The organism is Microbacterium sp. MEJ108Y, from assembly GCF_000834175.1.
Taxonomy (GTDB): domain Bacteria; phylum Actinomycetota; class Actinomycetes; order Actinomycetales; family Microbacteriaceae; genus Microbacterium; species Microbacterium forte.
On sequence record NZ_JXQX01000027.1, the window covers coordinates 1 to 22593 of the forward strand.

Sequence of the window (22593 nt, forward strand, 5' to 3'; positions counted from 1 at the left end):
AAGTCGGTGGTCGCCTCGTCGTCGGCGGCGTCGGCCTCGTCGTCCATGAGGTCTTCGTCGGCGTCGGTGCGCTCGCGGAGCGCGATGTCGGCCTCGTCGTCCTCGACGGTGTCGGCCTGGCCCAGCTGCCACGAGCGGTAGATGAGCGCGAGCAGGAAGGCCGAGACGGCGAAGGTGATGACGATGGCCGTCAGGGTGAGCGCCTGCGGCAGCGGGTCGCTGACCTCCCCCTCAGCGCCGTAGAACGGTGCGCTCCCCGGCACGCCCATCACGATGAGCAGCAGCAGGTTCGTGGCGTTGCCGAGCAGCAGGAAGCCGATCAGCACGCGGGTGAGGCTGCGCTCGAGCATCGCGTAGACGCCGCAGGCGAACAGCACGGCCATGATCACGATCAGGGTCAGTGAGACATCCATCAGCGGGTCACCCCCCGCTCGCGGAACTCCTGTGCCTGGCGGTCGACCTCGGCACCGAGGCTGCGCAGCACGTCGAGCACGAGTCCGATCACGACGAGGTACACGCCGACGTCGAAGATCGTCGAGGTGACGAACTCCATGTGGCCGATGCCGGGGATCTCCCATTCCCAGAAGTTGCTGGTGAGCGGGGCGAGGCCGAAGAACAGCGGCACCACGGCAGTGCCGACCGCGAGGATCAGACCGGCGCCGAGCAGTCGACCGGCATCCGTGGGCGCGGCCGCGCCGAGCTCCCAGCGTCCGCCGGCGACGTAGCGCATGACGAGTGCCATGCCAGCGACGAGTCCGCCCGCGAAGCCGCCGCCCGGAAGGTTGTGGCCGGAGAAGAGCAGGAAGATCGACACGACGATGATCGTGTGGAAGAGGATGCGGACGATCACCTCGAGCAGGATCGACCGGTTCTCCGGGTTCATCTTCGGTCCGCCGACGAGCCAGGCGCGGGGGCTGCTCTCGTTCTCGTCGGTCTGGAAGCGCACGCCCTCGGTCGTCTCGACCAGGGGACGGCTGAGGGTTCGACGGCGCCGCGCCTTGGGCAGCGTCTTGGTCGCCGACAGCATGTCGGCCCGGTGAGTGACGAACACGAGCGAGGCGACGCCGGTGGCGGCCAGCACGAGCACCGAGAGCTCGCCCATCGTGTCCCAGCCACGCAGGTCGACCAGCGCGACGTTGACGACGTTCTTGCCGTGACCGATCTCGTACGCGAGCTTCGGGAAGGCCGCCGAGATCGGGTCCGCGATACGCGACTGGGTCGCCACGACCGCGACGAGGGCCATGGTGAGTCCGACTCCGACACCCAGCAGCGCCCGCGGAATGCGACCGACGGAGGCGTTGTGCTCGCCCATTCGCGCAGGCAGGCGACGCAGCACGAGCGCGAAGGTGACCATCGTCACGGTCTCGACGAGGATCTGCGTCAGCGCCAGGTCGGGGGCGCCGCTGGTCGCGAACAGCACGACCATGCCGAGACCCGTGATCGAGACGAGCACGACCCCGGTGTACCTCTTCTGCGCCCGCACGGCCATGACGCCGGCGGCGGCCATCATCGGCGCGACCACCAGCTGCGCGGGGGTGTGCCAGGCCGAGAGCTGGAAGCGGTCGATGTCGCTGGCGACGAGAGCCGTGATCTCGGCGGCGACGAAGACCACGAAGATCGTGCCGACGTAGACCGGAAGCGAGCCTCGCTGGGTGAGGGTCGTGCTCAGCACCGAGAGCCGGTCGACGCCGCGCATGACCAGGTAGTAGACGTCTGCCGCGGTGAAGCGGATCAGCCGTGCCTTGCGATCCCACCCCGTGCGCAGGGTCAGGAGGAACACCGCGGCGCCGAGCAGGATCGACAGGATCGAGATGCCGAGAGCGGGCTCGAGACCGTGCCAGAGGGCGAGGTGCCCTGGTCCCTCGGCGGCGACGCCCTCGGCGTCGAGGCCGGGCGTGGCCGTGAGGGCGTATCCCTGGAGCGCGACGTCGAGAGCAGGGGCTCCGATGCCGGTGGCCAGCGTGAAGCCGGCGAGGATGATCGGCGCCGAGAGGAATCCGACGGGCGGGTCCGGCCACGCGGTGTCGGGAAGACGATCGCCTGCTGCGTCGCGCTTGGTCCAGAACGCGCCCCAGAGGAAGCGGATGCCATATGCCGCAGTGAGAATGGATCCGACGCTGACGCCGATGATGGCGACGAGTCCCCATGGCGATCCGTGCAGCGCGTCGTCGAGGAGGGCTGTGAGGGTGGACTCCTTCGCGACGAATCCGAGGGTCGGCGCGATGCCGGCCATCGAGGCGATGGAGATGAATGCCGCAGTCGCCATGACCGGCGCCTGCCGGCCCACACCGCTCAGCTCGGTGATGTCACGCGTCGACAGCTGGCGGTCGATCACACCGACGATCAGGAACAGCGCCGACTTGAACAGCGCGTGCGCGATCACGAGTGCAAGGCCCGCCAGCGCGCTCGCCTGCGTGCCGTAGCCGATCACGATCGAGAAGAACCCGAGCTGGCTGACGGTTCCGAAGGCGAGGATGCGCTTGAGGTCGGTCTCTCGCAGCGCCTGGATGCCGCCGAGCAGCATCGTCACGATCCCCAGCGAGATGATGATCGGCCGCCAGGGTCCGGTGAACGCGAAGATCGGAGCGAAGCGCGCGATCAGGTAGATGCCCGCCTTCACCATCGCCGCAGCGTGCAGGTAGGCGCTCACGGGGGTGGGCGCGGCCATCGCGCCGGGGAGCCAGAAGTGGAACGGGAAGATCGCGGACTTGCTGATGGCACCGACGAGCAGCATCACCACGGCGGCATCGACGATCGCCCCGGTGGGAGCGATCTCGAGGATCTCGCGGATGCTCGAGGTGCGGGCATCGACGACCAGCAGCACGACTCCGACGAACATCACGAGTCCGCCGAGGGTGGTGACCAGGAGCGCCTGGAGAGCAGCTCGTCGGCTGGCCGCACGCCGACGGTAGTGGCCGATGAGGAGGTACGAGAGGATGCTCGTCACCTCCCAGAACATGACGAGCATGACCAGGTCGTCGGTCAGGACGAGGCCGTACATCGCACCCGCGAATCCGAGCAGGACACCGGCGAACTGGCCGATCCCCGCGGAGTCGTCGTGGAAGTACCAGCGGCAGTACAGCAGCACGAGCGCGCCGACACCCGTGACGATGAGGGTCAGCACCCAGCCGAGCACATCCATGTTCATCGACAGGTTCAACCCGAGCTGCGGAATCCACGCGACCGAGACGAAGGGCGTCGGGCCGTCGAGCACCTGGGGGGTGAGCACCAGTGCGTGGATGAATGCCGCGGCGGGAATGAGAGCCGCGATGGCGAATGCCTGGGATCCCAGCCAGCGCACCAGAACGGGCATCAGGATCGACCCGAGAAGGAACACGGCGAGGAGCGTCAGCATATATGCGGCTCCTCAAAGCTCGTCGGCCGGGGGTGCGGCGCAGGCGGGCGGGCGGGTGTCGATATCGAGTTTACCTTGATTCTTCGCTGTTCCGGGTCGATCATGTCGGCGTCGGACCGCGCAAATGGCCGGTATTGCCCGGGATTTCGGGCACTTTGCGCGATGTCGATCGCGAAATCAGATCATTCGGATGCGTTCTCGGCCCGTCGAGCGATCGCGGGGCCGAGCCTGTCGTACGACTTCGCGATGTGGGTGCGCATCGCCTCTGCTGCGGCCTCGGGATCGCGTCGGCGAAGCGCCGCCAGGATGCTCTCGTGCTCGCTGAGGGTGTCGTCTTCGAAGTCGTGACGGAAGTTCAGGCGGTAGAGGTGCATGTGCGACCGCAGCCGCACGATGGCCTCCGAGAGCAGCGGGCTCTGCGCCTGCTCGGCGATCAGGTGATGGAAATGCAGGTCCTCGTCGATGAACCGGCGGTAGTTGCGGAAGCTCTCCTCCGCGTCGGGCGCCGACGCTGCACGCATCTGAACGACGGACTCCGCGAGCTCGCTCTCGATGTCGGCGTCGAGATGGGTCGATGCGCGACGCGCGGCCTCGGGCTCGAGCAGTTCGCGCATGTCGTACAGGTCACGGAGCCCCGCAGCGTCGAGCAGAGGAGCCGCGACGTAGCCCTTGAGTGCGCGCTTCGCGACGAGCCCCTCGGCCTCGAGGCGTGTGAGCGCCTCGCGCACCGGAGTGGGCGACACGTCGAGATCGCGAGCGACCGCGTCGATGTTCACGCGGGCGCCGGGCTCGATCACGCGGTCCATGAGAAGGCCGAGCACGGCGTCGTACACATCGTCGACGAGGGCGCGCCGCGCCGGGAGCGGCCGCGGTCCGCGTGCTTCGTCGTCGCCGAACATGAGTCTCATCGTACGGGGTGCCTTTCTCGGCTGATCAGCCCGTGTTCTCGAAGCTCGTCCCACACCTCGGCGGCGACCGGGCGCGCGACGAGGCGGCTGTTCCTCGAGACCTGCTCGGCGCTCGCGCCGCCCATCACCACCGCCGCCACCGCAGGGTGGGTCAGCGGGTACTGTGCGGCGAGCTCGGGAAGCGAGCTGCCGTGGCGCCGGGCGATGCGCGCGATCGATCGGGCTCGCTCGACGACCGGGAGCTCGGCGGGCCCGTAGTCGAAGAGCGCATCCTGCGCGGGCGCATCCGTCGCGAGGATGCCCGAGTTGAAGACCGCCGCGGCGAGCACCGTCACGTCGTGCTCGTGTGCGAGCGGGAGCAGGTCATCGGCGGCCGACTGGTCGAGGAGGGTCCAGCGCCCGGCGACCATCATCACGTCGGCGTCGGTCTCGCGCACGAACCGCGCGAGCATCGCGCTCTGGTTCATCCCCGCCCCGAACGAGGTGATGACCCCCTGATCGCGCAGCTCGCTGAGCGCGGGGAACGCACCCTCGAGGGCTTCGCGCTCGTGCGCGTCGGGGTCGTGCACCAGTGCGATGTCGATGCGATCGAGACCGAGCCGTTCGAGTGACTGCTCGATCGAGCGCAGCACGCCGTCTCGCGAGTAGTCCTGCACGCGGCGATGGTCGGCGGGTACGTCGAACAGGTTGTCGACGTCGGTGCGACCGGCGGCATCCTGCGGCACGAGCAGGCGCCCGACCTTGGTCGAGACGATGTACTCGTCGCGCGGCAGCTGCCGCAGACTGTCGCCGAGTCGTCGTTCGGCGAGACCGAGCCCGTAGTGCGGAGCCACGTCGAAATACCGGATGCCTCCTGCCCACGCCGCAGGCACGATGCCCGGCCACTCGTCATCGCCCAGCGCCTGATAGAGGTTGCCGAGCGCCGCGGCGCCGTACCCGACGGGTGGAGCGGCGAGCCCGCCGCGTCCGATCGCGACCGACTGCGCGACCGGCTGCGCGACTCCGGAGACGACACTGCTCATGCGACGACCAGGCGCCCGAGCGCGTCGTCGTTCCAGGAGATCCCGAGCCCTGCCTCGTTCGGCGCCCAGGCCCGCCCGTTCTCGATGCGCAGCTCGCCCCTCGTCACGGCACGCAGCTGCGGGATGTGCTCGAGATACAGCGCATTGGGGATCGCGCACACGAGCGAGACGTGCAGCTCCATGAGGAAGTGCGGCGCCACGGGGGCGTTGAACGACTCGGCGAGGTGCGCGATCTTCAGCCACGGCGTGATGCCGCCCACCCGCGCCACGTCGGCCTGGACGATCGACGCACCGCCGCGCTGCAGATGCTCGCGGAAGTGCCCGAGCGAGTACATGCTCTCGCCGACCGCGATGGGCACCGATGTCGAGCGGGCGAGCTGCCGGTGACCCTCGATGTCCTCGGCCGGCAGGGGCTCCTCGAACCAGAAGACGTCGACCTCTTCGAAGAGACGGGCGCGCCTGATCGCCTCCGCCACCGAGAACGACTGGTTCGCATCGACCATGATGTCCATGCCGGGTCCGACCGCGTCCCGCACGGCCCGCAGTCGCTCCAGGTCCTGGTGGCCCCGCGGCATCCCCACCTTGATCTTGACCCCGCCCATGCCTCGTTCCTTCGCATCGACGGCGTGCGCCACGAGCTCATCGGTGCCGAAGTGCATCCATCCACCCTCGGTGTCGTACACCGGGACGGAGGGCGAGGCGCCGCCGGCGGCGACCCACAGCGGCAGCCCGGATCGCCGCGTCTTCGCATCCCACACGGCGGTGTCGACCGCGGCGAGCGCGAGCGCGGTGATCGGCCCCACGGTGGTCGCGCGGGTGATGCCGAACAGGGCCAGCCATACGGCCTCCGGACGCTCTGCTTCGAGGCCGATCAGCGCCGGCAGCAGTGTCTCGCGCAGCAGGCTGAGCACGGCACCGCCGCCTGTGCCGATCGTGTAGCTGTAGCCGATGCCCTCGGTGCCGTCGGCGGTGCGCAGTCGCACGAGGATCGTCTCCTGCTTCACGAACGTCTGCAGCGCATCCGTCCGCTCCGTCTCGACCGGAAGGTCGCACAGTTGCGCCTCGACGTGCACGATGCGGCTTCCTGCCGTCGCATCCGCCCTGACCTCGAGCAGTCTCGCGGCGGTGTCTTGTGTCGTGTGCATCAGCGTCCTCCGAGTCCGCCCAGGGTGACCCCCTTGATGAGCTGCCGCTGCAGCAGCAGCACCAGGATCAGCGAGGGGATGACGGCCAGCGTCGACGCCGCCATGAGCAGAGCCCACTGCGTGCCGAACTGACCGGTGAACATGCCGAGCCCGAGGGGCACGGTGGCCATGTCCTGTGTGTTGATGATGATCAGCGGCCACAGGTACGAGTTCCAGTAGCCGATGAACGAGAAGACCGCGAGCACGCTCAGCGGCGCGACCAGCTGCGGCAGCAGCACCGACCAGAGAGTGCGCAGGCGCGAGGCTCCGTCGATCAGCGCCGCTTCCTCGTACTCCATCGGGATGGTGAGGAAGAACTGCCGCATGAGGAAGGTGCCGAACGCCGTGAAGGCGAACGGGATGATGAGCGCCGCGAAGCTGTCGTTCCATCCCCAGCTGTTGATCATGATGAACAGGGGCACGACCAGCACCTCCTGAGGCAGCACGAGCGTGAGCACGAACAGCAGGAACAGCTTGTCGCGGTACTTGAAGCGCAGCCGCGAGAACGCGTATGCCGAGAGCACGGCGACGATCACCGACAGTCCGGCGCCGAGGATCGCGACGATCAGGCCGTTGAGGATGAAGCGGCCGAACGGCACGACCGTCCAGGCCTCGACGAAGTTCGCCCAGCGGATCTCCGATCCGAAGATCTGAGGGGTCGCGGTGAACACCTCGTTCTCGGGCTTGAGCGCCGTGAGGAACATCCAGATGAAGGGGAACGCGAAGATCAGCGCCACCACGGCGATGGCTGCGGTGTTCAGCCATTCCTTGAGGGAGTCCCGGCGCTGACGTGCGCGGCGGGGAAGGCTCACGACGTCACTCATAGTTCACCCACCTGCGCTGGCCGACGAACTGCAGGGCGGTGATGAGCATCACGACGAGGAAGAGGATCCACGCGAGGGCGGATGCGTATCCGAGCCGATCGAAGACGAATCCGTTGCGATACAGGTAGAGCACGAACGTGTTGGTGCTCTCGCCCGGCCCGCCCTGCGTGAGGAACAGCGGCTGCACGAACACCTGGAACGCGCCGATCATCGTCATGGTCGAGCAGAAGAACAGCGACGGCGACAGCAGCGGCAGGATGATGAACCGCAGCCGCTGCCAGGCCGAGGTGCCGTCGATGCGGGAGGCCTCGAGCAGCTCCTTCGGGATCGCGCTGAGGCCGGCCGACAGGACGATCACGTTGTAGCCGAACGACTGCCACACCGACATCGCGATCACCGAGGGCAGCGCCCACGCCGAGTCGGACAGCCAGTTGGGGCCGTCGATGCCGACGGTCGCGAGCATCGAGTTGACGAGTCCGTCCTGCGAGAGGAGCAGCCGCCACACGAGCGCGTTCGCCACCATCGGGGTGATCACGGGAAGGAAGAAGATGACCCGCCACGCACCAGCGGCCTTCATGCGAGTGTTCAGCCACAGCGAGATGGTCAGGGCGACGAACAGGTTCAGCGCCGTGTAGACGACCGCGAAGATGAGCGTGTTGCCGAGCACGGTGTAGAAGGTCGGGTCGCGGAACAGCTTGACGTAGTTCTCGAACCCGATGAAGTCGGGGCTGCCGAACAGCTTCCAGTCGAACAGGCTGATGAAGGCCGATCCGAACAGCGGAGTGAGGATGAACAGGACGAACCCGATCAGCCCCGGGGCGAGGAAGGCCACAGCGACCCAGCCGTCGCCGCGCCGATGTCGCAGACGTGGAGCCCGCGGGGCGGGGGCACCGATCGGCACCCCCGCCACGCCGGGCATCACCGAGGAGGCCGTCGCCTCACTCCGGTCGCTCATGATCGCCATCCGCTCAGCCCGCGACCGAGTTCTGGATCGTCTCCATGATCTCCGCAGCCGTCAGCTCACCCCGGTAGCCCTGCACTCCGTACTGGGTCATCAGGGTCTCGACCTGGTTCCAGGTCGAGGTGGTGCGCTGCGGCGTCGCGTCTGCGAGGAGTGCCTCGACGACGTCGGCGGCACCCTCGGTCTTGCCCTCGGCCCAGGCCGGAAGCGCCTCGATGCGAGAGGGGACGATGCCTCGGGCTTCGGCCTGCTTCTCCTGCACCGACACCGAGGTCAGCGCCTCGATCGCGGCGAAGGCCTCATCAGGGCGGTCGCAGTTCGCAGCGATGCCGAATCCCGAGCCTGCGGTCATCGCGGCTGCCGTCCCGCTCGTCGACGGGACGATCGTGACGCCCAGGGTGAAGTCGGCGGCGTCGGCGAAGCTGCCGTACATCCAGGGGCCTTCGATGAGCATCGGCACCTCGCCCGAGGTGAACGCCTGCTGCGACACTTCGGAGCCGTCGGCGGCTTCGGGAGCCTTCGCGACCTGCTCGACCGAGACGAGGTCGAAGAAGCTCTGGATCTGGTCGACGAAATCGGAGTTCGTGAGGTCGAGCTCGCCGTCTTCGGTGACGGCGGGCACGCCGTCGGCGAGCGACCAGGCGTTGGGGATGAAGATGCCCGGCGCGAGCGCGAGCCCCTTCTTCTCTCCGTCGGTGAGCGCCTTGGCGTCCGAGATGAACTGGTCGCGCGTGTACTCGGTGCCGGGCAGCTCGAGCCCTGCCGCCTGGAACGCCTCGACGTTGTAGAAGAGCACGATCGGCTCGGCGTCATAGGGGATCGCGCGGATCGTCCCGTCGACCGTCATGCCGCTGAGCATCGAGGCGTCGATGCTGTCGATGTCGAAACCGCTCTTCTCGATCAGATCGTCGAGAGGCATGAGCAGGTCGCCCAGCTCCTGTGCGCGCGCGGCCTGGGTCGTGAGCAGGCAGGGCGGGTTCGATCCGCTGAGGCGGGTCTTCACCTTGGTCCAGTAGTCCGAGAAGCTCGGGCCCTCGACGGAGATGTCGAGGTCGGGATCCTCGACCTGCGCGCCGTCGATGAAGTCGGCCCACTGCGCCTGGTCGCCCTCGCTGGCGGCCCAGGTGTAGAGCACGAGCGGACCGCCGGATCCGCCGGTGCCTCCGGCGGATGCCCCGGCACAACCGGCGAGGGCGACCACGGTGAGGCCCGCGGCCCCGGTCAGGACGAGACGCTTCGCGCGTCGGGATGAGAGTGCATTCATTCTGTCTGCCTCCTTCATTGGATGCTGATTCGATGCGATGGGTGAGGGGGTGTCGCTCGGGTGGTGCGGTTACTCGGAGAAGTCGATGGCGATGACGTCGATCAGCGCACCGCTGGGTGCGGGTGCCACGATTCGCAGCTCGCCCAGGTCGTCGCCCGCGATGGACGCCTCGTGCACCTCGAAGCTGGCGTCATGCTGCAGCTCGAGATCGTCGGCGAGGCGATGCACTCGGGTGATCGAACGCACCGGCAGCCCGCGCACGATGATCTCCTCGACCGGCAGCGCGGTCAGGTGCAGGTAGAGACGGCCGGCACGGGCGGTGGTCGGGCCGTGGAAGTCGATGCCCACGGTGGGCTCGACGCCGATCACGGCCTCGGCGTGCGACTGCATCCACTCGGCGAACTCCTGCAGACGCTCCTGCTCGACCGCGGGCAGCGTGCCGTCGGGGCCGGGGCCGACGTTCAGCAGCAGGTTGCCTCCGCGGGCGACGACGTCGATCAGGGTGACGAGCAGCGACCGCGCGGACTTCTCGTTGTCGGGCCCCCTGCGCCATGCCCAGTGATCGCCGATCGTCAGGCACAGCTCCCATGGACCGGTCGGCGGGGTGAGCGGGAATCCCTGCTCCGGCGTGCGGTAGTCGCCCTGACCGGGAAGACGATCGTTGATGACGACGTGCGGCTGCAGTTCCTTGATCAGTCGACGCAGGCCGGGAGAGGTCCACTCCACCGCCGAGCGCTCCCAGTCTCCGTCGAACCACAGCAGGTCGATCTGTCCGTAGTTCGTGAGCAGCTCGGTGAGCTGCGCGCGGACGTACTCGAGATAGCGCGACCACTCCTCCGGCGACGAGCGACGATGGCGATCGGTGGCATCCGGGGTGTCGGCGAACTCGGCCAGCCCCGCGGCGGGCCAGTGCTCGAGCTTGTACGGCAGGTCCTCGTCGCGGAACGCCGGGTAGTCGGGGTGGTTCCAGTCGGGAAGGCTGTAGTAGATGCCGACCTTCAGCCCCTCGGCCCGCACGGCGTCGACGAACTCGCGTGTGATGTCGCGGCCGAAGGGGCCGTGCTCGACGCCGAAGTCGGACTGCTCGGTGAAGAACATGTTGTAGCCGGCGTGGTGGCGTGCGGTGAAGACGACATAGGTCGCGCCCGCGTCGCGCACGCGGCGGGCGAGATCGGCGGCGTCCCACTCCGTCGGGTCGAACGTCGGCGCCGTCGCCTGATACTGGGCGACTGTCACCGCATCTTCGACGGCGTCCTCGCCGGGGATGATCGAGCGGCCGACGAGCGGCCAGGAGATCTCGATCCCCTGCTGCGAGGCCTGATCCCAGTGCACGAAGATGCCGAAGCCCGCGCCGCTGAACCACTCACCGCCGGGGATGCGGTCGGTGGGGCGGCGGAATCCTGCGTCAGTCATCGAAGCTCTCCCTTGAGTTCAAGATTTCCTATAGGATACGTGATAGACGAAACGGTTCACAAGGGTGTGATGAAAGGTGTTTTCCGATGGCGATGTTCGAGACCGACCCCGTTCGCCCCGAGGCCTACCGAGAGTTCGAACGGCCCCTGCCCGAGTGGTTCCGCGGTGCGGCGCTCGGGATATTCGTGCACTGGGGCCCCTACTCCGTGCCCGCGTGGGCCGAGCCGACAGGCGAACTCGGGGCAGTGCCGCGAGAGCAGTGGTACGCCCACAATCCCTACGCCGAGTGGTACGCGAACACGATCCGCATCGAAGGCTCCCCCGCACACGCGCATCAGCAGGAGGTGCACGGCGGAGCCCCCTATGACGACTTCCTCGACCAGTGGAAGGCCGAGGCGTTCGACGCCGACGAGGTGCTCGCGGTCGTCGCGGCGACGGGAGCCGGCTACTTCATCCCGACCACCAAGCACCACGACGGGGTCACCCTGTGGGACGCACCGGGCACCGACGGACGCAACACCGTCGCACGCGGGCCTCAGCAGGACCTGATCGGGGCCTTCGCCGAGGCCACCCGCGCCGCGGGACTCCGCTTCGGCGTCTACTACTCGGGCGGGCTCGACTGGCACTTCTCCGACCTTCCGCCGATCGAGCACGACGGCGACCCCGCCCCCGATGACCTCGCCTACGCCGAGTATGCGCACGACCACGTCATCGACCTGATCGACCGATACCGACCTGACATCCTGTGGGGCGACATCCGCTGGCCGGATGCCGGCATCGCACCGGGACCCAAGAGTCTCGCGCACGCATTCGAGACCTTCTACGCGCGAGTGCCAGAGGGCGTCGTGAACGACCGCTGGGGTGAGTCGCACTGGGACTTCCGCACCAGCGAGTACGTGCACGGCACGGCGGTCGAGGTGGGCGAGGCGTGGGAGAACACCCGGGGCATCGGTCTCTCCTTCGGGCACAACCGCAATGAGACGAGAGAGCACCTGCTGTCGGCAGATGAGGCGGTGCGCCTGCTCGTCGACGTCGTCTCGAGAGGCGGCAATCTGCTGCTGAACATCGGGCTCGAGGCATCCGGGCGCATCCCCGAGCTCCAGCGGCAGACCCTCGAGGGCCTCGGCGAGTGGAACAGCCGTCACGGTCACGCGGTCTTCGGCGCGCGACCGGAGGAGCGACTGCGGGCGTCCGACGAACCCTGGCTGCGCTGGACGCGCACCGACGACGCGGTGCACGCGGTCATCGATCAGAACGGGAGCGTTCGCCTGCCCGATCCCGATGGCCTCCTCGACGAGCAGACGGCCCGTATCGGTGACACCGGGGTTTCCGCGGAGCGCGTCGACGGTGCCATCCTGGTCGATGTGGCGGATGCCGCGACCCCCGTCGCGATCTCGTTCCGCCCCCTGGCTTGAAAGGCACACCCATGCGCATCGCCCTGCACTCCGAGATCCGCGACGGCGCGATCGACGATTACCGCACGAACCACGCGCGCATCCCCGATGCCCTCGCTGAGACCTTCTCGCGGATCGGCATCCACGACTGGACCATCTGGCGATCCGGCCACCGCCTCTTCCACCTGGTCGAGTGCGACGACTGGGACGCTGCGGTCGCCGCGCTCGAGGATGACCCGGCCGATCACGCCTGGCAGGCCGACATCGGGCGTTTCGTCGAGCTCTTCCGCGATGCGGATGGCGCCGAGGGAACCGCTCCTCTCGAAGAGGTCTGGGATCTGAGGTCGCAGATCGCCTGATCGCCTGATCGGCAGATCGCGTGACCGGCGGACCGGCGAAGACCGGAGTCTTCGCGGCGGTCGTGGCAGAGTAGCCCCGTGACGCGGGCGTGGGTGCGGGAGCTGGCTGGTTGGCTGGGCGCTGCCGCTGTGTCGCTCGTCACCGCCGGTGAGGTCGCGTCGTCGGCCCGAGCAGATCTGCTCTTCCGCGACGGCGACTCGATGGTCGTCGCGATGCTCGCCCGCTCGCTGCTCTCCGGCGAACCGCTCGACTGGGCGATGTCGAGCGTGCTGTTCCTGCCCGAGTCCGCAGCGTTCACCGCCCTCGACGCAGCGGTGCCCGTCGATGCGAGCGGTCTCTTCGCGATCAGCGCGGTCGTCAACCTGCTCGCCCTCTACGGCGCCATCCGTCTGACAGCCGGCCGCGCCCGTGCCGGCATGGCCCCCGTTGCCTGGTCCGTGCTCGCACTCTCGGTGTTCGGGGTGCTCGCGATGACCGACGTCTCGGCGTCGCGCGAGGCGCTCGACCTCGCGTCGCTGCAGCTGACGACCACCTATTACTCCGCGACCGTCGTCGCCGCCGTCCTGACGATCGGCATCGTGCGGCGCATGATCGACATCCGCGCGCTCATGGCGTGGCCGTCGATCGGACTCGGCGTCGTCGCCTTCGTGTCGACCCTCTCGAACCCGCTCTACGCGGCGTGGGCGACGATTCCGCTCGTGATGTTGCTGGCGATCGCGTCGGTCTCCCCAGGGCTGCGCTCGCGTGCGCCGGTCATCATCGCGGTGCTGCTCGCCGGCACCACGCTCGGATTCCTGTCACGTATTCCGCTCGCGGCATGGATCACGAAGACCGGCGTCGATTACATACAGCCCGGGCAGTGGCACGAATCGATCGACTACTACGGCCGGCTCGTCGGCGAACGGATGCAGAGCCCCCTCGGCGTGATCGGGCTGCTGATCGCTGCCGCACTCATCGTCGCAGCCGCCGTGCGCACCGTGCGGGCGGGCGACCCCGGCTCACGGCTGGTCGCGGCGATGGCGTGGGTCGCGCCGGTCATGGTCGTGGTCGGTGCCGTCATGCTGGGAACCCACGCGGCACGCTATCTGCAGCCGTTCGCCTTCGCACCGGTGCTCGCACTCGTCGCCGCTCCGCACGCCCTGAAGGTCGGCGACCGTGCGCGGCGACCCGCGGCGGTGATGGTCGGTGTCCTGCTGCTCGTCGCCGGAGGGCTCAGCATCCCTCGACTCGCGGATGCCGCAACCCGGCCCGATGCCGATCTCACCTGCGTCACCGACTGGGTCGACGCCTCCGGTCGCACCGGTGCCGGGCAGTTCTGGACAGTGCGCCTGCCCAAGCTGCACCTGGCCGATCCCTCACAGCTCGTGCAGGTCGATCATCAGCTCGACGCGTATGCCTGGCTGGTCGACCGCACGGACTTCGCAGTCGGCGAGGTGTCGTTCCTCGTCGAGGATTCGCAGACGGTGCCGTGGGACCCGCCGCAAGCGGTTCTCCCCGAGAGCGTCGTCGACTGCGGTCGGTACTCGATCCTCGATCTGGGCACCGAGACGCTGCCGCTGGGTCCGCAGCGCTCCTGACCCCCGAGGTCCCTCGCTCGTGGAGTGGCGCGAACCCGTCTCGCCCCACCCACACGTCCGCCGCCTGCTCAGCGGGCGGGCGCCGCCGTAGTGGTGCCTTCGCGGAACCGGCAGGTGAGGTGCAGGGTGAGGCCCGGCTCACCCTGCAGCATCCGCGCGACCTGCTCACCCGCGGCACGCCCCTTCTCGACCGCCGGCTGCACGCTGGTCGTGAGCACGAGGTCGCCGAGCCCGTCGGCGGCGATGCCGTCGAAGCCGGCGACCGACAGGTCTTCGGGCACCCGCAGCCCCAGCTCCTCCGCCGCACGGATGACGCCCACCGCGATGAGATCGCTCTGGGCGAGGATCGCCGTCGGCCTGGTCTCGGCATCCGCCAGCAGCGTCCGCCCCGCTAGGAGGCCCTCGTCGATGAAGCTGCCTCCCGCCGAGATCGCCGGTGCATCCGGGAAGATCTCGCGCATGCCGGCGAGGCGGTCGATCGTCACATCCACCGTCGCCGCCTCGATGCGCTCCTGAGTGACGGGGCCCCGCTCGCGGCCCGTGTCGAGCGGCAGTGTGACGAGCGCCACGTCGCGGTGGCCGAGATCGCGCAGGTGCCGGGCGACGTCCGCGGCAGCGGCGGCGTTGTCGAGGGTGATCCTCGGGATGCCCTCTCCGGCGTCGCCCTCGATCACGACCACGGGAAGTCCACGGCTGCGGACGATGTCGAGCGATGCCTTGGCGCGCCCCGAGCATCCGATGAGCACGACCGCGTCGACCGGCGCGCTCGAGAGCGATGATCCGTCATCGCCCGGCTCGTCGCGCATCAGCAGGATGCCGGCGCTCAGGTCGGCCATCCCGTCGGTGAGGCCGTCCATCATGGCGGTCGTCACCGGGTCGAGGAAGGCGGCGCGCAGATGCCCCTCGAGCACCACGGCCACGATGCCGCTGCGTCCCCGGCGCAGCGAGGCTGCGCGCGGATCGGGTCCGGCGTAGCCGAGTTCGGCCGCGGCGGCGAGCACCCGCTCGCGCGTCGCCGGTGCGACGTTGGTCTTGCCGCTGAAGACGACGGAGGCGGTCGACGTCGCGACTCCCGCCGCGCGGGCGACATCGGCGATCGTCGCTCGGCGCGGGGTCTCGTGACTCGTCATACTCCGAGGATAGCTCCCCCGGTTCCCGTCCATCGAATCGATTCGATATGCTGTGCACCATGGACACGGCTCTCTCTCGATCGCAGTACGTGCGCTGGCGCACGGCGATCTTCGCGATCTTCCTCGCCAGCGGTCTGTCCATCGCCACCTGGGCATCGCGTGTCCCCGACATCAAGCTCGCGCTCGAGGTCGACAAGGCGCAGGTCGGCATGCTGCTGCTCGGCGCGGGAATCGCGTCGATCATCGGAATCTCGACCAGCCCCGCGATCATGGCGCGCACCGGCGCACGCCTGGGCATGATGGTGTCGATCTTCACGTTCGCCTCCGGCGTCGCCCTGATCGGCATCGGTGCCAACGTGCTGGGCTCGTACCCGGTGGTGCTGATCGGTCTCGTGCTGTTCGGCCTGGGCAACGGCTGCGTCGACGTCATGATGAACGTCGAGGCCACCGCGATCGAACAGCACTCGGGCAAGACGATCCTTCCGCTCTTCCACGCCTTCTTCAGCTTCGGCACCGTGATCGGCGCCGGCCTCGGCGCCCTGGCCGCCCAGCTGCAGATCAACGTCTTCACGCACACGCTCGTCGTCGCGGTGGCGATCGCCACCATCGGCGTCATCAGCATCGCCAGCGTCCCACGCCGCGCCGAAGCGCTCGACCCGACGACGGAAGACGGCGAGAAGGTGCACTGGCGCGAGCGCATGCACGTCGCCCTGTCGGCCTGGCGCGAGCCGCGTACCTACGCGATCGGCGTGGTGATGCTCGGCATGTCGTTCGCCGAGGGCGGCGCCAACGACTGGCTGGCTCTCGGTGTCGCGGAGGACCACGGCGGCGGAACAGCGCTGGGCGCCGCGGCCCTCGCGACGTTCTCGGTCGCGATGACCGTCGTCCGCGTGTTCGGCGGCCCGCTGGTCGACCGGTTCGGACGCGTCGCGGTGCTGCGCATCCTCTCGGTCGCCGCGGCATCCGGCATCCTGCTGTTCATCCTGGCGCCCAGCCTCCCGCTGGTCTTCGTGGGTGCGGCCCTGTGGGGCGTCGGCGCATCGCTCGGCTTCCCGCTCGGAATGTCAGCCGCAGCAGACGACCCGGCCAAGGCCGCCGCGCGCGTGAGCGCCGCGGCGACGATCGGCTACATCTCCTTCCTCGGCGGCCCTCCGGTGCTCGGCTTCATCAGCGAGCACATCGGCCTGCTCAACACGCTCTACATCCTGGTCGGACTGGTCGTGCTGTCCGGCCTCTTCTCGGGTGCCGCCCGTCCCCTGCGCACAGACGAGATGTCGAGTCAGCCCGCCGCCGCAGAAGGAGTGCGCCCGACGAAGTAGGCTCGACGGGTGCGTCTCGTCATCGCCCGCTGCTCCGTGGATTACACGGGCCGGCTCAATGCCCACCTTCCGCTTGCCACGCGTCTGCTCGTGCACAAGGGAGACGGGAGTCTGCTCGTGCACTCCGACGGCGGCAGCTACAAGCCGCTGAACTGGATGAGCCCGCCCTGCTCGCTCGCCTCCGAGGAGCCGGGCGAGGAGGAGTCGATCGCCGGCGTCACCGAGGTCTGGCGTGTCACTCACAAGAAGACCGGCGACGCGCTTCGCGTGCAGATCTACGAGATCCTGCACGACACGAACCACGACCTGGGCGTCGACCCCGGGCTGCAGAAGGACGGCGTCGAAGCCGACCTGCAGCGCCTCCTGGCCGAGCAGGTCGACCGCATCTCGGACGGTGCGACGCTGGTGCGCCGCGAATACCCGACGGCCATCGGCCCCGTCGATCTCCTCGTGCGGGATGCCGACGGCGCGGCCATCGCCGTCGAGATCAAACGCCGCGGCGACATCGACGGCGTCGAGCAGCTCACCCGCTACCTCGAGCTGCTGGGCCGCGATCCGCACCTCGCCCCCGTGCAGGGCGTCTTCGCCGCGCAGGAGATCAAGCCGCAGGCGCGTGTGCTGGCCGAGGATCGCGGCATCCGCTGCCTCGTGCTCGACTACGACGACATGAAGGGCATCGAGTCCGGCATCCCCCGCCTCTTCTGAGGCGAGCTGCACAGATGTTCACGGCGTTCGGTCGCTTCGCGCACTGCCCATAGGCTGGAAGGCATGGCTTCTTCCCCTTACTCGTGCGTGCTCTGGGACGTCGACGGCACCATCGCCGACGCGTCGGTCGGCATCCTCCGCCGCCTGAACGTCGCCCTCACGCACTTCGGTCACCCTGCTCCCACGCGCGAGCAGCTGGTGCACTGGATCGGGCCGCCGATGTTCCAGTCGTTCCAGGCGCAGGTGGGCATGACCCCCGAGCAGTCGGCCGAGGCCGTGAGCTTCTACCGCACGCTCGGCAAGGCCGACGGCTACACGACCGATGTCAGAACGTACCCCGGCGTGCCCGAGATCATCCGCGACCTGCACGACGCCGGCATCCCGCAGGCGACCGCGAGCTCGAAGCCCGAGATCCAGGTCGACGCGATCATCGACTTCTTCGAACTCCGCCCGTACTTCCTCACGACAGTCGGCGCGACACCCGACGAATCGACCCTCGCGTCGAAGACCGACATCGTCGCCGAGGCGCTGCGCCGACTGGCCGACCGAGGCGCCGACGTCTCGCGCCCGGTGCTGATCGGCGACCGTCACCACGATGTCGAGGGCGGCAACGCGAACGGCGTCCCGGTGATCTTCGTCGAGTGGGGCTTCAGCGACACGCATGAAGGCGACGAGGCGGCCTTCCGCGCCGCATCGCCCGACGAGCTGCGCGCGCTTCTGCTGAACTGACCGGCGGGCCCGCCGCCTCCGGAGGAGAACTCTCCCTGGGGAGGAGCCTCAGCCCGCAGATCTCCTCCTGAGAGGCAGATCTCCTCCCGGGAGGGTGTCCGGGCACGTCCGTCGAGCGAGCGTCAGCCCGCGAGATCAGCTCACAAAGCACAGAACTCCCCGCCGGAGGGTCGCAACGGGTGCGGGCCTCCGGTCGGGGAGTTCTATGACGTCCGCTCTCAGAGCGGACGGATGTTCTCAGCCTGCAGGCCCTTGGGGCCCTGCGCCACGTCGAACTCGACTCGCTGGTTCTCTTCAAGAGAGCGGTAGCCGGATGACTCGATGGCGGAGTAGTGCGCGAAAACGTCAGCGCCGCCGTCGTCGGGGGAGATGAAGCCGAAGCCCTTCTCCGAGTTGAACCACTTAACCGTGCCCTGGGTGCTCATGTACTGCCTGTTCTGCTGGAAAGAAGCCGACGCAGGATGCCCCGACGTGCTCCACGCTAGTGGAGCACGCGCTGAGCGGAAGTCCCGAGGTCAGCCCGTAACCCAAATGTTGCATGAGCGGTCATCCGCGGTCACACGAGGGGGCACACGAACGCGCCCAGAAAATGGTGTGGCCCTCACCGCGGGGGGAGCGATGAGGGCCGAAGACGACCGGAGGGTGCGTCAGATTCCAGCCTAACCCCTCCGGCACGCGTTTGTCCCCCATTTGGGGGACAAATCCGAAAACTTGTGAGAAGAAGACAAACGATAGCGGCCCTCTCGAGCAATCCGTTGGGGACAGAACTACTCGAGAGGGCCCAATCGCATGCACGAATCGCCTTTGCCTCTGGGGAAGGCAGCTCGTCCCTGGGGAAGACGAAGACGATCAATCCCCTGTGCATGCAGCTTCACCCTAGGGGAGGCGATCGGATCCCGCCAAGGGGGGTTGACGATCGCGGTCATCAGTGGGTCGGATGCAGCAGAGTCCCCGAGTAGCCTGGTGCGGTGACCATGCTGAACAAGGACATGACCCTGTGCATCTCGCTGTCTGCACGCCCGAGCAACAACGGCACGCGATTCCACAACTTCCTCTACGAAGAGCTCGGCCTCAACTGGATCTACAAAGCGTTCGCGCCGACCGACCTCGGCCAGGCGATCGCCGGCGTACGGGGTCTCGGCATCCGCGGCTGCGCGATCTCGATGCCCTACAAAGAGGACGTCATCGCACTCGTCGACCGTATGGATCCCTCTGCGACCGCCATCGACTCGGTGAACACGATCGTGAACGACGACGGGGTGCTCACGGCCTACAACACCGACTACAGCGCGATCGCGCAGCTGATCGAGCGCAACTCGCTCGACTCCGCGGCATCCGTGCTGCTGCGCGGCTCGGGCGGAATGGCGAAGGCCACGGCCGCCGCCTTCCGTGACGCAGGCTTCGCTCGTGTGACGATCGCCGCCCGCAACGAAGCGCGCGGTCGGGGGCTCGCCGACCTCTACGGGTTCGCCTGGACGGCCGATGCGGATGCCGCGACCGCCGACATCATCGTGAACATCACGCCGATCGGCATGGCGGGTGGGGCGGACGAGCATGCGCTGTCGTTCACCGAGGGGCAGATCGCTGCGGCATCCGTCGTGTTCGACGTCGTCGCCCTGCCTGCCGAGACGCCGTTGATCGCGGCGGGGCGCGAGGCCGGGAAGACCGTCATCACCGGCGCCGAGGTGGCGACGCTGCAGGCGCTCGAGCAGTTCGTGCTCTACACGGGCATCCGCCCGACCGCCGAGCAGGTCGCGGCGGCCGAGGAGTTCATGCGGGCGCAGTGACCACCGCGCCCGCATGACCCGGCGGTGGCGTCAGCCGTTGAACTCGGCGGGGTGCGGGCCGGTGCGTCCGTCGCGCTCGAGGAGATCGACGGCCGCGAGCTCGTCGGCGCTGAGCTCGAAACCGAACACGTCGAGGTTCTCCGCGATGCGGGCGGGGGTCACCGACTTGGGGATCACGACTCGCCCCTGCTGCAGATGCCACCGCAGCACGATCTGCGCAGGGGTCTTGCCGTGGCGGTCGGCGATCTCGATGACCGAGCCGTCGCCGAGAACGGCGCCCTGTGCGAGCGGGCTCCACGCCTCGGTGATGATCCCCCGCTGAGCATTCGCCGCCGCAACCGCACGGTTCTGCAGCGCCGGGTGCAGCTCGACCTGGTTGACCGCGGGCACGACGCCGCCCTCGGAAGCGAGCCGTTCGAGGTGCTCCGGCTCGAAGTTCGAGACCCCGATCGCCCGCACCCGTCCGTCAGCGTAGAGACGCTCGAGCGCGCGCCAGGTCTCGGGATACGTCGCCAGAGCCGGCGTCGGCCAATGGATCAGATACAGGTCGAGGCTTTCGAGCCCCAGTCGCTCGAGCGATGCGTCGTAGGCGCGCAGCGTGGCATCGAATCCGTGATCGGAGATCCACACCTTCGACGTGATGAACAGCTCGTCGCGCGCGATGCCCGAGTCGGCGATCGCGCGCCCGACGCCCGCCTCATTGCCGTAGACCGCTGCGGTGTCGATGCTGCGGTATCCGGCGTCGAGGGCCGCGGCCACGGCATCCGTCGTCTCGGCATCCGGCACCTGGAAGACGCCGTAGCCGAGCTGAGGCATCTCGATCCCGTTGTTCAGGGTGACTGAGGGGATTGCGGGGATGTTCACTGCTGATTCCTTCTCGTTCTGTCTGCGGGTGTGTGCGGTCATGCGGCGACGGTCTGGAGGGCGCCGGTCGCTGCGCGCGAGGGCCGCCGGGCCGCGACGACGGCGATCACCATGACGACCAGAGCGGATGCCGTGATCGCGGCGCCGATCCAGATGGGCGAGGTGTAGCCGAGCCCCGCCGAGATGCCGAGGCCCCCCGCCCAGGCGCCGAGGGCGTTGCCGACGTTGAACGCGCCGATGTTGGCGCCGGAGGCGAGAGTCGGTGCTCCGCCGGCGTAGTGCATGATGCGGCTCTGCAACGCGGGCACCGTGCCGAATCCGAACGCGCCCATCAGCACGAGGATCGCCGTCGTCACGGGCTGCGACCAGGCGAAGAACCCGAACAGCACGAGCACGACCACCAGGGCCGAGATGAAGATGAGGAGGGTGCGGTCGATCGAGCGGTCGGCCAGGCGTCCGCCGATCCCATTGCCCGCCACGAGCCCGACGCCGAACAGCACGAGCAGCCACGGCACGGCGGTGTCGGCGAATCCGGTGACGTCGGTGAGCGTGTAGGCGATGTACGTGAAGGCGCCGAACATCCCGCCGAACGCGAGGGCTGTGACGATGAGCGAGAGCCACACCTGACCCGATCGGAAGGCACGGAGTTCGCTGCGCAGACTCACCTGCGCACCGGCCGACCTCGGGGCGGCGACGAGCAGCGCGATGCCGGCGAAGGCGACGACACCGATGACCGAGATCACCCAGAACGTCGAGCGCCAGCCGAACTGCTGTCCGAGGAACGTGCCGAAGGGAACGCCGAACACGTTGGCCGCCGTGAGGCCGGTGAACATGATCGCGATCGCCCTGGCCTTCTTCTCGGGAGCGACGAGCTCGGCCGCGACGACCGATCCGATGCCGAAGAACGCGCCGTGGCACAGGGCGGCGATGATGCGGCCGATCATGGCCACCGAGTAGTCAGGGGCGAGGGCCGTGATCGCATTGCCCACGATGAACAGCACGACGAGGCCGAGCAGCACGGGTTTGCGCGGCAGGCGCGTGGTGGCTGCGGTGAGGCCGAGGGCGCCGACGACGACGCTCAGCGCGTAACCCGAGATCAGCCAGCCGGCCGTGGCCTCGGTGACGCCGAAGTCGGTCGCGACCTCGGGGAGCAGGCCCATGATCACGAACTCCGTGAGTCCGATCCCGAAGGCGCCGATGGCGAGTGCGATGAGTCCGAGTGGCATGGGTGCGCTCCGTGGTCCTCTGCTAAAGTAGTTGCAGACGCGGGATATTGCGTCCGACGGATAATCATTGCACACGCAACTATTCAGCGCAAGCAACTACTTCGGAGGTCACTGTGGGCATCTCAGACGACGCTGTCGAGATCCGCGCGCGCGGCTGGCGCACGCTCGCCGCACTGCACGGCATCATCGAGGCCGATCTCGAGAAGGCGCTCGGCGCCTCGGTCGGCCTCTCGGTCGTCGAGTACACGGTGCTCGACGCCCTCAGCAGGCAGGACGGCTGGCACATGCGGATGCAGCAGCTCGCCCGCGCGACGGCGCTGAGCCCGAGCGCGACGACCAGACTCGTGACCCGCCTCGAAGACCGCGGGCTGCTCACCCGCATCCTCTGCGCCGATGACCGCCGCGGCATCTACACCGAGCTCACCGCCGCCGGCCAGGCGCTCTACGAACAGGCGCATCCGATCCACGACGAGACGCTCGAACGCGCTCTCGGAGACGCGGTCGCGCAGCCGGAGCTCGCGCCCGTCGTGCATGCTCTGCAGGCAGTGACCGTCGACGCCTGAGCGCCCGC

General features: G+C 68.4%; 21 protein-coding genes. 8 read left to right on the top strand and 13 right to left on the bottom strand.

Features of this window, described 5'->3' with window-relative positions; genetic code table 11:
* The 9 genes from RU09_RS12215 to RU09_RS12255 all read right to left on the bottom strand — a co-directional run.
* Positions 1–413, bottom strand: a 413-nt coding sequence (locus RU09_RS12215; protein WP_042540918.1) for a Na(+)/H(+) antiporter subunit C, incomplete at its 3' end; no start/stop codon positions are given.
* Positions 413–3355: a Na+/H+ antiporter subunit A gene (locus RU09_RS12220; protein ID WP_042540920.1), complete on the bottom strand. Its 2943-nt coding sequence runs from the start codon at positions 3353–3355 to the stop codon at positions 413–415. The genes RU09_RS12215 and RU09_RS12220, both read right to left, overlap by 1 nt.
* 182 nt (positions 3356–3537) lie before the next feature.
* Entirely contained in the window at positions 3538–4254 is a 717-nt protein-coding gene (locus RU09_RS12225; protein ID WP_052492962.1) for a GntR family transcriptional regulator, read from the bottom strand.
* Positions 4255–4259: 5 nt separating this feature from the next.
* Positions 4260–5285 (bottom strand): aldo/keto reductase, encoded by a 1026-nt coding sequence (locus tag RU09_RS12230; protein WP_042540924.1) that lies wholly within the window; start codon positions 5283–5285, stop codon positions 4260–4262.
* Positions 5282–6430 carry a mandelate racemase/muconate lactonizing enzyme family protein gene (locus RU09_RS12235; protein WP_082041117.1) on the bottom strand — a complete coding sequence of 383 codons (1149 nt, stop codon included), beginning with the start codon at positions 6428–6430 and terminating at the stop codon, positions 5282–5284. The genes RU09_RS12230 and RU09_RS12235 overlap by 4 nt, the downstream gene beginning before the upstream one ends.
* Positions 6430–7281, bottom strand: coding sequence for a carbohydrate ABC transporter permease (locus RU09_RS12240; RefSeq protein WP_231567557.1), 852 nt, complete (start codon positions 7279–7281; stop codon positions 6430–6432). The genes RU09_RS12235 and RU09_RS12240 overlap by 1 nt, the downstream gene beginning before the upstream one ends.
* A 4-nt stretch (positions 7282–7285) precedes the next feature.
* The gene (locus RU09_RS12245) at positions 7286–8248 is read right to left on the bottom strand and encodes a carbohydrate ABC transporter permease (RefSeq protein WP_082041122.1); all 963 of its coding nucleotides are present in this window, start codon (positions 8246–8248) and stop codon (positions 7286–7288) included.
* Positions 8249–8261: 13 nt separating this feature from the next.
* Positions 8262–9518, bottom strand: coding sequence for an ABC transporter substrate-binding protein (locus RU09_RS12250; RefSeq protein ID WP_231567560.1), 1257 nt, complete (start codon positions 9516–9518; stop codon positions 8262–8264).
* 69 nt (positions 9519–9587) lie between these two features.
* A complete protein-coding gene (locus tag RU09_RS12255) occupies positions 9588–10931 on the bottom strand; it encodes an alpha-L-fucosidase (RefSeq protein WP_042540932.1) in 1344 nt (447 codons plus the stop codon).
* An 86-nt stretch (positions 10932–11017) separates the two neighbouring features.
* Between RU09_RS12255 and RU09_RS12260 the strand changes: the two genes are divergently transcribed.
* The 3 genes from RU09_RS12260 to RU09_RS12270 all read left to right on the top strand — a co-directional run bounded on the left by RU09_RS12260 (position 11018) and on the right by RU09_RS12270 (position 14262).
* On the top strand, positions 11018–12346 hold the full coding sequence (locus tag RU09_RS12260; RefSeq protein ID WP_042540934.1) for an alpha-L-fucosidase: 1329 nt from the start codon (positions 11018–11020) through the stop codon (positions 12344–12346).
* A gap of 11 nt (positions 12347–12357) precedes the next feature.
* The gene (locus RU09_RS12265) at positions 12358–12684 is read left to right on the top strand and encodes an L-rhamnose mutarotase (protein WP_042540935.1); all 327 of its coding nucleotides are present in this window, start codon (positions 12358–12360) and stop codon (positions 12682–12684) included.
* A gap of 78 nt (positions 12685–12762) precedes the next feature.
* Positions 12763–14262, top strand: coding sequence for a hypothetical protein (locus RU09_RS12270; RefSeq protein WP_042540937.1), 1500 nt, complete (start codon positions 12763–12765; stop codon positions 14260–14262).
* A 68-nt stretch (positions 14263–14330) separates the two neighbouring features.
* Here the strand turns inward: RU09_RS12270 and RU09_RS12275 are convergent, their stop codons facing one another.
* Complete coding sequence (locus tag RU09_RS12275; protein WP_042540939.1) at positions 14331–15392, bottom strand: LacI family DNA-binding transcriptional regulator; 1062 nt, start codon at positions 15390–15392, stop codon at positions 14331–14333.
* Positions 15393–15451: 59 nt separating this feature from the next.
* Here RU09_RS12275 and RU09_RS12280 point away from each other — a divergent pair, with 59 nt between their 5' ends.
* The 3 genes from RU09_RS12280 to RU09_RS12290 all read left to right on the top strand — a co-directional run bounded on the left by RU09_RS12280 (position 15452) and on the right by RU09_RS12290 (position 18145).
* A complete protein-coding gene (locus tag RU09_RS12280) occupies positions 15452–16711 on the top strand; it encodes an MFS transporter (RefSeq protein ID WP_082041123.1) in 1260 nt (419 codons plus the stop codon).
* 9 nt (positions 16712–16720) lie between these two features.
* Positions 16721–17416, top strand: coding sequence for an endonuclease NucS (gene nucS / locus RU09_RS12285; RefSeq protein WP_042540943.1), 696 nt, complete (start codon positions 16721–16723; stop codon positions 17414–17416).
* A gap of 63 nt (positions 17417–17479) precedes the next feature.
* Positions 17480–18145, top strand: a complete 666-nt coding sequence (locus tag RU09_RS12290) for an HAD hydrolase-like protein (RefSeq protein WP_042540945.1) — start codon at positions 17480–17482, stop codon at positions 18143–18145.
* A 218-nt stretch (positions 18146–18363) separates the two neighbouring features.
* On the opposite strand, the gene RU09_RS12295 is transcribed toward RU09_RS12290, so the two are convergent.
* Positions 18364–18570, bottom strand: a complete 207-nt coding sequence (locus RU09_RS12295) for a cold-shock protein (RefSeq protein ID WP_042540947.1) — start codon at positions 18568–18570, stop codon at positions 18364–18366.
* Positions 18571–19113: 543 nt separating this feature from the next.
* Here RU09_RS12295 and RU09_RS12300 point away from each other — a divergent pair.
* On the top strand, positions 19114–19932 hold the full coding sequence (locus RU09_RS12300) for a shikimate 5-dehydrogenase (protein WP_197066051.1): 819 nt from the start codon (positions 19114–19116) through the stop codon (positions 19930–19932).
* Between the two features lie 30 nt (positions 19933–19962).
* Here RU09_RS12300 and RU09_RS12305 read toward each other — a convergent pair whose 3' ends face one another.
* Together RU09_RS12305 and RU09_RS12310 are read right to left on the bottom strand one after the other, a co-directional pair.
* Positions 19963–20790: an aldo/keto reductase gene (locus RU09_RS12305; protein WP_269430338.1), complete on the bottom strand. Its 828-nt coding sequence runs from the start codon at positions 20788–20790 to the stop codon at positions 19963–19965.
* A gap of 44 nt (positions 20791–20834) precedes the next feature.
* Positions 20835–22022 carry an MFS transporter gene (locus RU09_RS12310; RefSeq protein ID WP_042540949.1) on the bottom strand — a complete coding sequence of 396 codons (1188 nt, stop codon included), beginning with the start codon at positions 22020–22022 and terminating at the stop codon, positions 20835–20837.
* A gap of 113 nt (positions 22023–22135) precedes the next feature.
* Between RU09_RS12310 and RU09_RS12315 the strand changes: the two genes are divergently transcribed.
* Positions 22136–22585, top strand: coding sequence for a MarR family winged helix-turn-helix transcriptional regulator (locus tag RU09_RS12315; protein ID WP_042540951.1), 450 nt, complete (start codon positions 22136–22138; stop codon positions 22583–22585).
* The last annotated feature ends 8 nt before the right edge of the window (positions 22586–22593 follow it).